We start from the raw sequence: 12,494 nt of genomic DNA on the forward strand, positions 1-12,494 counted from the left end.
TTATCTCAACTCTATTAGTGCTTCAACTAAAGAAGCACTAATGATTGAACAAATAAACTTCACAGTACCACTCCAACCTATATCTTCAATCAAATCATCTACTTTTTCATAGTTTGCTTCAATTGAAGGGGCAGAGTTTATTAAACTAAGTATAAAATTAAAAATATCATTTTCATTTATTTTACATAGTTCTAAGATATTTGTTTGAACCTCTAGACTTCCATAGCCATTATTATCTTCTTTACTAAAATTTTCAACCAAATCACCAAATACCTGAAGTATTCTTCTCAAATCACCTTTGATAAGCTCCATTTTATAACACAAATCAACCTTTGATTGATAGGACATATCTGGTAACTGAGCTTTTTGTGATACCTGAGATAGTCTATACTCTAAGAGTTGATCTAAAATCTCTTCTATAATAGATACAGATATAACTATTGTATCTTTATCACTTTTATTATTTACTTTTTGATTATAGATTACCATATTTTGGGAGAATCTAATATTATTGTCTAACTCTTTATCTAAAATCATATTTTCTCAGTTCGAACAGCATGTTGTACCTTTTTTAGGAAACTTCATTCTATATAAGTGATAAATAATAAGTATCAACATAGATAATGAAGCAAGTGATTTAAATATATTTGATTCATCCATATCATGAGAAATAGATAAAACTTCAAGATTTTGAAAATACAAATCAAAAATAAAACCAAAAACAAGAGCTAATATAGAAATAACTGTCACATATATTATAAGAGAAGTTTTTCCTAGCATTTTATATACAACACTCATAGTAACAGCACTTGTTGCAGGTCCTGCTGTTAAAAAGATAAAAGCAGCCCCTGCACTCATTCCTTGTAGCATCAAAGCTGCAGCTATTGGCAAAGAGGCAGTTGCACAAGTATATAAAGGAATAGCCACGATTAAAATCACAAAATATGTCAGTATTTGGTTATCAAAAAGAAGTTTTGCATACTCTTGGGGAAGGAAAGTTGTAAATAAAGCCCCTAAGATAAGTCCTATAAGTAATGATTTTGCCATATCTGAAAAAAGTGTACCATACCCATAACTTAAAGCACTTTTCAATGAAAAAGATTTTTTACTTTTAGCTAAGCTATCACAACAAGAACTCGAACTACAACAAGATTCTTTATTTTCACTAGTTGGATTAGTTTGTGACTTAAACGTAGTGTTTGCACTAAAAACTGCATTTGGTGTAAATGCTTTAAAACTAGGTTTTAGTTCAACTTTTTTTTCATCTTTTTCTACAAAGTTTTGGATTAACCCAACAATTATCGCAATAAGTACAGAACTTATAACTCTAAAGATAGTAAAAATCAATCCAAAAAATGAAAATGTTGCTAAGATAGAATCAACTCCAGTAATAGGAGTAGAGATTAAGAAACTCTGAACTGAGCCTTTACTTGCACCCTCTTTTTTTAAGCCTTGTGCTAAAGGAATAACAGAACAAGAGCAAACAGGCAAAGGTATTCCAAAAATAGTTGCCTTTACCACAGATGTTGTAGAGTTTGTTCCTAGATGAGAAGATATAAAATCTTCTGGTATTAATTGCTTTAATATTCCAGCAATAAAAAGTCCAAGCATTACATAGATACTCATAGCATCTAAAAGTTTTAAAAAATTTAGCACAAACTCTAATATTAGTTCCATTTTATTCGCCTATTAATTTACTTTGGTCAATTGTCTTTTTGGCTTTTACACCTAACTCTTCAAACTCTTGGGCTCTTCGAAGAAGATTTCCTCTTCCAACACTTAATTTATTGATAGCATCATCATAAGACTTTTTTGTTCTATCAATATGAGTACCAATCTTTTCAATATCTTCTAAAAATGACGCAAACTTATCATATAAATCTGCAGCTTTTTTTGAGATTATTAAGGAGTTTTCATTTTGATGTTCATATCTCCAAATATTTTCTATAGTTCTTAGTGTTACAAACAATGTAGATGGAGATACAAGCATAATATTACTTTCAAAAGCTACTTTAAAAAGATTACTATCTTTTGAGGCTGCAAGCATAAAAGCTCCCTCAATAGGTATGAAAAGTAATACAAAGTCTAATGTCTTCAAACCACTTATTTCATCATAGTTTTTAGAACTAAGCCCTTTGATATGAGCATAAATTGATTTTGCCAACTCTTTGGCATATCTTTCTTTATCTATCTCATTTTCACTCTCTATATAGTTTGTATATGCAAGAAGTGATACCTTAGAGTCAATAATGACATCTTTTTCTTGAGGAAGATGAACAATAACATCTGGTCTTAGTCTTTTTCCATCTTCATTTGTAAAGCTTCCTTGGGTTGAGTACTCTATTCCTTCACGTAAACCTGTCTGCTCTAATATCCTAGATAAAATCATCTCACCCCAATCACCTTGGGTCTTATTCTCGCCTTTTAAAGCTTTTGTTAGATTTATAGCATCTTGTGAGATTTGATTGTTTAAATCTTTTAGATTTTTAATCTCTGTTAATAGAGTAACTCTTTGTTTAGTTTCATCATTATAAATATCATTAACTCTTTTACCAAAACTATTTAACTGCTCTTTAAAAGGAGTTAAAACTTGATTTAAATTTAGGGATGACTTCTTAGAGTTCTCTTCAAATAACCTATTTGCCAATGATTCAAACTCTAGTTTCATCTGCTTTTTGGAGTCTTCTAAAAGTTGAAGTTTTTCATCATAAGACTCTATTCTTAGCTTAAACTCACTATTCATTGATTTTTTAGACTCTTCATGTCTAATCTTTTCAAACTCTAATCTTTGTATTATCTCTTTTTGAATAGATTCTTTTTCAGAATTTAGAGCTGATATTTTTTTTTCATATACAAGTCTCACTAAAAAATATGTGATTAGTATAGATATTAAAACTATAATAGCAAAGATTATTATTTGGTCATACATCTATGTTAAACTCATCTCTCAGGGCATCTTCCTTTTTAGCGTGTACATCGAAGCCTAGTTCTTTAAATCTCTCCACTAGTGGTGGATGAGAGTAATAAAAAAAGACATACAAAGGATGAGATAAGGGAAATGATTTATTTTCATTTGCAAGTTTTAATAAAGCACTTACCAAATCCTCTTTTGATTGTAGGTTTGAGCCAAACTCATCAGCTGCATACTCATTATGTCTTGAAATTAAAGATATCAAAGGCATAAGGAAAAATGAAAGTATTGGTGAAAACATCAAAAATACTACAATAATCCCATATGGCTCATTTGAAATATTTAATCCTAAAAAGATTTCATCGCCTAAGTTTCCAAAGATAGCAAAAAATACAAACATAACAAAGCCCATGATTCCAATATTTTTTAAAATATCACCATTTTTAAAATGTCCCAATTCATGTCCTAAGACTGCCAAAAGTTCATTGTGAGAGAGTTTTTCAACTAAAGTATCAAATAAAACCACTCTTTTAGTACTTCCAAGACCACCAAAATAAGCATTTAGTCTATTATCTCTTTTACTTGCATCCACAGAAAATACACCAGAGCTTTTAAAACCTACTTCATTTAGAAGATTGTTGATTTTACCTTCTAGGTCTTTATCTTTTAAAGGCTCAAACTTATCAAACATCTTATCTCTAATAACTGGATAAAGCATATTTATTAAAATAATTACAGCAAAGATAAAAACAAAACCCCAAATCCACCACATAGGAAAAGACTCAATTATAAATGAAATACTAGCAATAACCAAAGAACCAGCAACTAAAAATATAATACCTGTTTTAATAGTATCCATGATATATAGTTTTGCTGTCATATTTGAAAAACCATACTTTTTATTTAATTTGAAAGTTGAGTACAAATCAAAAGGTAAACCTAAAATCCAATTTATGATTATAAATGCATCTATAAAAAGTATAGCTTTTAGCCATGATTCTTCAACCACAATAAGTGAATCCAAAAATCCTAATCCAAATTTAATCCATAAAAAGAAGATAACAAAATCATATAAAGTTGAAACAATTGAGATTCTCTCTTTTTCAATAGCATACTGGGCTGCTGTTTCATATTTATCATTTGAAAGAATTACAGGAGATAATTTTTTTGCATTTTGGACAAAACCAACTTGCATAAAAGAGGTATAAATATTTACTACAAAATAAAAACAATATGCAATAACAAAAAGTTCTAACACTAAATATCCTTTTAAATTTTAGATATTTTATCTTTTTGAAACTTGCATAGTAGTAAAAATTTTATAGTAATTAATAATTTTTTTCCAAGGAAGAAAAGATATCTTTTATTTTTTCTATTTCTTTTTTTTGTGAAGTCATAAAAATAAGTTCATAGTTATCACCAAAAGACTCTTTTGTCCAGTTTGCTGTTCCAAAAACAGCAAGCTTTTTATCAAATAGTGCAAGCTTTAAATGGTTCTTTTTATCTAAAATCTTGTATTCAATACCACTTTTTTTAATAAGTTTATTGATTTTATCACTTTTCTTAATTTTAGCTTTATCTAGATACAACTTTACAATAACACCTCTTTTTGAAGCTTTAGTTAAGCTTTTTATAAGCTTTTTATATGATAAATTATACATGGCAAGGTCTATAGTACTCTTAGAATTATCTATTAAAGATATGATTTTGTTTCTTGATTTTTTTGCCTCTTTTGGTAAAAAATAAATTTCACTACTAGGATATACAGAACTAAAAAAGAGTAAAAAGACTAGAAGTATTTTAATCATTTTTAAACACCTCAAACATCTCACTTGGTATTTTTGATGGCTTAGCATTTTTTAAATATGCTACTTTTACTCTCATAGAAAAAAGTACTTTTTCATCCTTTTTTATCTCTTGATGTAAAACTAATGATGCAGATTTTCTTTCAAGAAGTGTAGTTTTTACAAAAAGTTCATCTCCAAAAACAGCTGGACTTTTATAATCTGCCTCAAGTGATTTTACAACAAAAAACTCATCTGATTTATGTGGAGATAATCCTTTTTGGAAAAAAAGCTCACTTCTAGCTCTTTCACAAAAGTTCAAATAATTAGAGTGATAAACAACCCCACCACAATCTGTATCTTCATAATATACTCTGATTTTCAAGATAATATCCCTTATTTTGGTATTTATTGATTTTTTAAAATATTAGATTATACAATAACATCAATACATAGTAGGTATAGAACAGATTTAGATTACAAATGTCCTCAATAAAAAGTTTTTCCTATTCTTTTGTTCAAATAAATCTGTAAGTTCTATTAAAGATAGTCTTGATGATGGTGTTTTTTTATCTTAACCAAATTAATTCTATACTATGTTATATTTTCGTGATGTAGCTTTTTGAATAAGTTTTTTATTAACAGGAGTACTAATTAATTTCTTTCTATCTTCTACAGAAAGCTTTTTAGGGGGAACAATAGTAATAACTTTGTTGTTTTTTATTGCTAACGCCATTTATAAACCTTTTAATTTATTGTGAATTGTATCACAAATTGAATGTTTTTCCAATTTTGATATGTCTAATTTCTTCATCTTCTTTTATAAATTTTGCATAAACTTTTAAGATTGTTGATACGTCTTTATTAGCTAAAATTAAATTTTAATTTAGTATTGATATTTGATATTTTCTTTAACTGCTTATGATATTATTGGAAAAAATAATAAGAAGAAATATGAAAAATGAAAATACTATAAAAAACAAAAAAATCAATACTCTTGAAGAACTTGGAAAATTGGCTGATTACTCTTTTACCAATACTCTTGTTTGTGACCCAATGGCAAACAAAGATGGACAAAACTTTCATCCTAGAGAGGTTTATAATGGGCACTATGTACCTGTAACTCCTACTCCTATAGAAAATCCAATATATATTACTCATAGTAAAACATTTTTTGAAGAGTTGGGATTGGATGATTCTTTGGCGCAGTCTGATGATTTTATAAAGATGTTTAGTGGTGATACATCCAATGTTCCAAAGCCATTGCATAATATTGGTTGGGCATGTGGATATGCCCTTTCAATTTATGGTACAGAGTATTATCAACAATGTCCATTTCAAACGGGAAATGGATATGGTGATGGAAGAGCTATATCTATACTTGAAGCTATAATAAATGGTAAACATTGGGAAATGCAACTAAAAGGTGGTGGAAAAACACCATATTGTAGAGGTGCAGATGGTCGGGCAGTTTTAAGGTCTAGTATTAGAGAGTTTTTAGCTCAAGAACTTATGTCTGCATTAAATATACCTACTTCTCGTTCTTTGAGTTTATATACTTCAGCTACTGAAACAGTAACTCGTCCATGGTTTACAGAAGGTTCTTATTCTAAAGACCCAGAAGTTATGATAGAAGAAGCTGTTGCTATTTCCACTAGAGTTGCCCCATCATTTATTAGAGTTGGTCAGTTAGAACTTTTTGCTAGACGTGCACGTAAAAATGAACATCCAAAAGCAAAAGAAGAGTTAGAACAAATTGTATTACATGCAATACAAAGAGAATACAATGAACAAATAGATGATAACTTACCACTTGAAGAGAAAATTCTTTTATTTGCAAGCCTATTTCGAGAACGGTTAACTTCATTGGTAGCAAATTGGATAAGAGTAGGATATTGTCAAGGTAATTTCAATAGTGATAATACAGCTGTTGGGGGATTTACTTTGGATTATGGTCCATTTGGATTTATTGATTTGTTTAATCCTAGTTATCAGCCATGGACAGGGGGAGGAAGACACTTCTCATTTTTTAATCAAAGTGAAGCTGCAAGAAAAAACTTCAATATGTTTTGTAGTGCTTTAATGCCTCTGCTTGAGTCACATCCAAGTGCTTTAGAAGAGTTGGCTAGTATTAGAAATGACTTTGCAGAACTTATGGAAGAAAAACTACAAGAAATGTGGGCTTTAAAACTTGGATTGAATAAATTTGATGAAGAGTTATTTAACTCTCTTATGTCACTTATGATTGAAACTTCTGTTGACTATATAATATTTTTCCGTGAATTATCATCTGTTCCACAAGATATTTCAAAACTAGAAAAAAGCTTTTATAAGGAATTAAAAGATGAAAATATCAAAAAAAGATGGGCACAATGGCTTGAATCTTGGAATCTAAAGCTTAGTGCAACTTCAAAACAGATGAAAGATATAAATCCTAAATATACTTTAAGAGAGTGGTTTTTAGTTCCAGCTTATGAAGAGGCTAAAAATGGTAATTACACTTTAATACTTGAATTACAAAATATAATGACAAATCCATATGATGAACAATCAAGTGAAATAGAAAAAAAATACTATACAAAAAAACCATTAGAACTTTTTAATATAGCAGGAGTATCACATGTCAGTTGCTCATCTTAATTTTACAGTGTTTATTTAGCATGATTTGTTAAAAGCTCGGGCATGATATTTGCTATTTCATGAAATCTATACTCTAAACTTTTAACTACAGCGTCATATAGTTTATGATTTTTATATTTATCATGCCATTTTGTCTCTTTGTTTTCATAAAAATTATAGTATTCATATCTTAGTTTATATGCTTCTTTTAAAGCTATGTTCTCTTCTTCATTCAAGTTTTAGTCTTCTATTTAGTTATCTTGATAGTGTTATCTTTTTGAATTATATATTTAACTTCATTTTCTTCTAATATTTTTAAAATCTCTTTTAGTTCTTCTAGTAGTGAGTCATTATTAACCTTAAAATAATTTCTTATTTGGAAACAATGTTTAGTATAATTATATTTATAAATGTTGCAGTCAAGTAAAAGTAATATTTTTTCGTCAAGCATGAAGCGCTCCTTTTTTAGTCTAATTATATTTTAATAGAAAAAAAAGGAGAAATCAATAACCTTAGTCAAGAATTTAGCTATTTTTACACTTTTCTACTCTTATATTATTAAGAGCATCAAAAACGATATCAATATTTTTTTCTATTCCAGCTGTAACTTCAAAGATTTCCTCATTTGATCCACTTGAAGCATATAAATCAACTGTTTTTTGAACTAGTCCATGGACTTCTTTATGTGCTTCTTTTAAATGAGCCCATTCATTAGTTCTTGCCATATCTGAATCTTCATGTTGGTCAATCCACTTACCTAAGTTACACTCATGATGGGTTTTAACTATAAAATTATGACCTTTTTTACACTCACAAAAATTTGTATTTTTAAAGGTAATATGGTCAGATTTTAATTTATTTGCATCAAATATTAGATTTTCATCACATATCCTATTACTTGCAGATTTATCAAAGCTTGTTCTATTTACTGCATTTTGTAATTGAGAAGCAAGATCTGAAGTTAGTGATGACATCTCATTGATAGTTGAAGCCAATGATGCATTTTGTTGTGTAGCTTGGTCTAAAGAGTTTACTGTATCACTTATTTGTGTCATAGCTTGCTCTTGCTCTTTTGATGCACTATTAACATCTTCAATAAGTCCAATAGTTGCAGTGATATTTTCATTTAATTGATTGTATCCTGTAATCATTTGATTTGATATCTCTTTACTCTCCCCTGCTTTTTGTGTAGCATCTTCCACTAAAGCTTTTATCTCTTTTGCTGCTTCAGCAGATCTTGAAGCTAGGTTTCTAACTTCTTGTGCAACTACTGCAAAGCCTTTACCTGCTTCTCCAGCTGTTGCAGCTTCAACTGCTGCATTTAGTGATAAGATATTTGTTTGAAATGCAATTTGGTCAATTATCGATATTGATTCATTAATAGCACTAACTTTAGAACTCAACTCCTCCATTGCTCCAGCTGTTTTAAAGGCAAGTTGTTTACCAGTTTCATTTGATTCACTTACATTTTTTGCATATGATGACATCTTGGTTGCAGTTTCGCTACTACTTTGGATAGTTGAAGATATCTCTTGTATAGCAGCTGCTGTCTCTTCTAAAGATGCAGCCTGTGTATTTGAAGAGTTACTTAACTCTTTTGATGCACCAGCTAACTCAAATGCACTTGTTGTTAATTTATTGTTTGCATTGTCTATTAAACACAGTACTTCATTTATTGTTGATTGTGTAACTTTTATTCCACTAAAAATAGAAGCAACTGTACCTGTAACTTTTATATCAGGAAGTTTTGTGTCATACTTAGCATTTGATAGATTGATTAGAACATCAGATAGCATTAATAGATTTGTTTGGAAAACACCAATCATAGAATTTACTTCATTTACAAGTTGATTTACAGACTCTGAATGACCTTGTTTAGATACTCTATCATTTAATAAGCCCTTATTAACTTTTTCTATAATTAACTTTGTCTCTTCAATTACTTCTATATCTAATTTATTCCCTTTATCTAACTCAGATAAATAACTATTGAAACTATTAACAACATCACCAATTTCATCATTTGAGTTTACTTCAATCTTTGTTGATTCAACTGAGTTATTATTAACCAGGCTATCAATTGAATTTTTTAAGTTTTTTATTGGAGAAAGAACTGCCTGTTTTAAGTTAAAGAGACTTCCTAACATTGTTAATAATAAAGAAACCAATAACAATACTAAAGCCTGCCAAATAATATCTGAAGCTTCATGAATAGAAACATTTACAACCGCATATTTTCTACCAACTAATCCAAGACCTAAAGTCTTACCTTCAAAATCTTTAATAGCAGTTGTTGTATAAAAATATTTTGAAGTTTGAATATAACCTTTTGATACAAGCTTTTTTAGGTCTATATTCTTAGCATCTTCAAAAAAATCTTTATTTATAAATTTTTGAGAAACAACATAACCATTTAGCCTTTCTAGTTTAGAAATATCTGCAATAGCTACTTTTGGATCCATGAACAAAATAAAAGCATCACCATTTTTATCAAACTCTTTTGCTACAGAGTTAATGCCTTGCATAAACTCTAAAGAACCAACATGCTCATTATTAGCAAACACTGGCACTACCGAACGTATACTTAAACCTGCTTTCCCTACTTCGAAAGTATTTACAACTTTTTGTTCTTTGTTTACTTTAACAACACTTTGTCTAAATGATGATAAATCATCCCCATATTTATCTAATTTCCAAGATCTTACAAATGACTTGTTATCTTTTGTATGAAGGTGAACTTTTATATTTTTAAAAGGTGTTGACTCTTTCATCTTTTTAGATAGATTTGATAGAGCACTAATAGCCATTTCTCTATTATTTTCTAAAAGAGAATTTTGAATCATAGAATCATTTGCAATAGATATTGCATTTGAAATACCTACATCAAGTTTTCCATTAATTTTTGTTTCAGAAGTTTTTTGCAGTTCTTCTTTTGTCTTATTCATAACTTCACTAACTATACTAGTTTTCTTATTATTTAAAATAAAAAAACTAATAGCAAGCATGACAATAGTCAATGCTATTATCATAAATGAAAACTTTTTTGAAATCGTAAGATTACTCATACTTATTTACCCCTAAGAATATTTTTTGGTAATTATACCTTCTTAAGAATAAATATAACTTATAATATTATCCCATGGGATATAAGATGTCTTTTTGGATTTGTTTAATTTCATCTAGAATTTCATTACTTAACCTTATATCTAGTGCATCTAATGAAGCATCTAACTGAGTCAAGATTCTAGCACCTATAATAGTAGAAGCAACAAAGTCATGTTGTTTTGACCAAGCTACAGCAAGTGTAACTGGACTCATATTATGCTTTTTAGCCAAATCCATATATCTAGCTGTTGCTTCCATAGTTTTATCATTGACAAACCTATTTGCCATAGCCTGAACTCTTTTACTTTTGTTTTGAATATAAGAACTAAATCTAGCATCTTCTGGGTAAAAACCTGCATTATATTTTCCACTTAAAACTCCACCAGCTATTGGAGAGTATGGCAATAGTGAGATTTCTTCTTTTTTACAAACTGTACTAAGTTCATCTAAAAATCTTGGATTTAGAAGAGAGAAGTTATTTTGAATAGATTCAAATCTAGCTAATTTATTATATTTTGAGATTTCATTTACTTTTGTTAATCCATAGGCACTATCATTTGAGGTACCTATATATCTAACTTTTCCTTCTTTTACAAGCTCATCAAAAGCCTTTAGTGATTCTTCAATAGGTACAATAGTATCTGGCCAATGCATTTGATAAAGGTCTATATAGTCAGTTTGAAGTCTTTTTAGACTTCCCTCAATAGCTCTTTTAATATGAAAAGAATCAATTGCTGTCAATCCATGTCTTGTAGGTGGTACAAACCAGCCAGAAGCAGCACCTGCAACTTTTGTTGCAAGGATTATAGAGTCTCTTGGTTTTGTTTTTAGCCACTCTCCTACTATCTCTTCAGTTAAGCCACCTAGTTTTGCAGTTGGTGGTACTGGATATATTTCTGCTGTATCATAGAAGTTGATACCTCTTTCGTAAGCTTTATCCATGATTTTAAAAGCTTCATCTTTTGAAGTTGTTGTCCCAAAAGTCATAGTCCCTAAACAAATATCAGTTACTCTAAGTCCTGTTTTTCCTATATATTTATAATTCATAGTAATACCTTTTAATATTTATAGATTTATTATATTACCATTAGAATTACTATTCCATTATACATATCTCTTTTTTCATAATATGTTTCAAGGTATTATACGCAACTAAGCCCACTATAACCGTTACACAAATAATAAAAAAATATGATAAATAAAAATAAATAATCTCTTTAGTAATTGAGTAAACTAAAAGTGTAGCTAAAGCCATAGAAGCTAAAGGAAAAGTAAATGCCCACCATGAAATGAAAAATTTTATTTTTAAAAAGTTTTTGTACATAAAAAATAATAACAGTGTAAAAAACAGTCCTAAATTAAATAAAACCATAGAAAAAGTATCAAAGTTATGTGACATCTTATAGTATGCAAGAAGACCTACTGTAGGCGGAGCTATAAGTATAAAAAGTGTTGGCATAAATTTTTGTGCAAACTGATCATGGAAGATAATCCTATTTAATATAATTGCAAACATAATTATCCAAAAAAAGATTCCAATAGAAAAGAAATACATCAAAATATTATTACTTAAAAATCCCACTCCTCCAACAGGCACCATAAGGTTTCCGACAATGGGAATAAACCAAGCTGGATTTGAATGTTGTATGTTCAAGGGTTTATTAATCCAAAAACTAAGAGTGTAAAAGGTAAAAAATAGATGTAATACTGTTCCAATAGTAAATAAACTAAGTGAAAATTGAATATTTATAGGTTTAAATAACATAGAAACAAGAATAAAAGATATAGATATAGCTGCAAAAAAGTTTATTCTTATGGGATGAGAAAACTCTTGTTTTACTTCTTCGTGATATTTCATCATTTTTGTAAAATATGTTATTAAAATAATAAAAAAAACAACTATGGTAAAATAAGAAAGTAGTTCATAAAATATTTTATTTATTCCTAATACTTCATGTGCTTTTCCATAAACTAAGCTAAGCCCTGACAATCCCATAACAACTGCAAACATCATAACTGGAAAAAACTGTAATCTGTTCGGAACTAACTTTATACTTTCATTATCCATATTTTGG

The 12,494-nt window shown here is 29.0% G+C and carries 13 protein-coding genes; 1 reads left to right on the forward strand and 12 read right to left on the reverse strand.

What is annotated here, in order from left to right; translation table 11 throughout:
• From ACNI28_RS00380 to ACNI28_RS00410, 7 genes are all read right to left on the reverse strand, one after another.
• Complete coding sequence (locus tag ACNI28_RS00380) at positions 1-537, reverse strand: hypothetical protein (RefSeq protein WP_419764847.1); 537 nt, start codon at positions 535-537, stop codon at positions 1-3.
• Positions 538-543: 6 nt separating this feature from the next.
• Positions 544-1,677 (reverse strand): SO_0444 family Cu/Zn efflux transporter, encoded by a 1,134-nt coding sequence (locus ACNI28_RS00385; RefSeq protein WP_419764848.1) that lies wholly within the window; start codon positions 1,675-1,677, stop codon positions 544-546.
• 1 nt (position 1,678) lies between these two features.
• Positions 1,679-2,929, reverse strand: coding sequence for a DNA recombination protein RmuC (locus ACNI28_RS00390; RefSeq protein ID WP_419764849.1), 1,251 nt, complete (start codon positions 2,927-2,929; stop codon positions 1,679-1,681).
• Positions 2,922-4,169 (reverse strand): M48 family metallopeptidase, encoded by a 1,248-nt coding sequence (locus tag ACNI28_RS00395; RefSeq protein ID WP_419764850.1) that lies wholly within the window; start codon positions 4,167-4,169, stop codon positions 2,922-2,924. The genes ACNI28_RS00390 and ACNI28_RS00395 overlap by 8 nt, the downstream gene beginning before the upstream one ends.
• 70 nt (positions 4,170-4,239) lie before the next feature.
• The gene (locus ACNI28_RS00400; RefSeq protein ID WP_419764851.1) at positions 4,240-4,719 is read right to left on the reverse strand and encodes a phospholipase D-like domain-containing protein; all 480 of its coding nucleotides are present in this window, start codon (positions 4,717-4,719) and stop codon (positions 4,240-4,242) included.
• Positions 4,712-5,080: a YbgC/FadM family acyl-CoA thioesterase gene (locus tag ACNI28_RS00405; protein ID WP_419764853.1), complete on the reverse strand. Its 369-nt coding sequence runs from the start codon at positions 5,078-5,080 to the stop codon at positions 4,712-4,714. The genes ACNI28_RS00400 and ACNI28_RS00405 overlap by 8 nt, the downstream gene beginning before the upstream one ends.
• Positions 5,081-5,284: 204 nt before the next feature.
• Positions 5,285-5,431, reverse strand: coding sequence for a hypothetical protein (locus tag ACNI28_RS00410; RefSeq protein ID WP_419764854.1), 147 nt, complete (start codon positions 5,429-5,431; stop codon positions 5,285-5,287).
• A 194-nt stretch (positions 5,432-5,625) separates the two neighbouring features.
• Between ACNI28_RS00410 and ACNI28_RS00415 the strand changes: the two genes are divergently transcribed.
• The gene (locus ACNI28_RS00415; protein ID WP_419764855.1) at positions 5,626-7,335 is read left to right on the forward strand and encodes a protein adenylyltransferase SelO; all 1,710 of its coding nucleotides are present in this window, start codon (positions 5,626-5,628) and stop codon (positions 7,333-7,335) included.
• 11 nt (positions 7,336-7,346) lie between these two features.
• On the opposite strand, the gene ACNI28_RS00420 is transcribed toward ACNI28_RS00415, so the two are convergent.
• From ACNI28_RS00420 to ACNI28_RS00440, 5 genes are all read right to left on the reverse strand, one after another.
• Complete coding sequence (locus tag ACNI28_RS00420) at positions 7,347-7,550, reverse strand: hypothetical protein (protein ID WP_419764856.1); 204 nt, start codon at positions 7,548-7,550, stop codon at positions 7,347-7,349.
• Between the two features lie 11 nt (positions 7,551-7,561).
• Entirely contained in the window at positions 7,562-7,765 is a 204-nt protein-coding gene (locus ACNI28_RS00425) for a hypothetical protein (protein ID WP_419764857.1), read from the reverse strand.
• A 73-nt stretch (positions 7,766-7,838) separates the two neighbouring features.
• The gene (locus tag ACNI28_RS00430; RefSeq protein WP_419764858.1) at positions 7,839-10,379 is read right to left on the reverse strand and encodes a methyl-accepting chemotaxis protein; all 2,541 of its coding nucleotides are present in this window, start codon (positions 10,377-10,379) and stop codon (positions 7,839-7,841) included.
• A gap of 67 nt (positions 10,380-10,446) precedes the next feature.
• Entirely contained in the window at positions 10,447-11,466 is a 1,020-nt protein-coding gene (locus ACNI28_RS00435; RefSeq protein ID WP_419764859.1) for an aldo/keto reductase, read from the reverse strand.
• Positions 11,467-11,515: 49 nt separating this feature from the next.
• Positions 11,516-12,487 (reverse strand): SLAC1 anion channel family protein, encoded by a 972-nt coding sequence (locus tag ACNI28_RS00440; protein WP_419764860.1) that lies wholly within the window; start codon positions 12,485-12,487, stop codon positions 11,516-11,518.
• Positions 12,488-12,494: the final 7 nt, after the last annotated feature.

It is taken from the genome of Arcobacter denitrificans (SeqCode), from assembly GCF_048571185.1.
Lineage (GTDB): Bacteria > Campylobacterota > Campylobacteria > Campylobacterales > Arcobacteraceae > Arcobacter > Arcobacter denitrificans.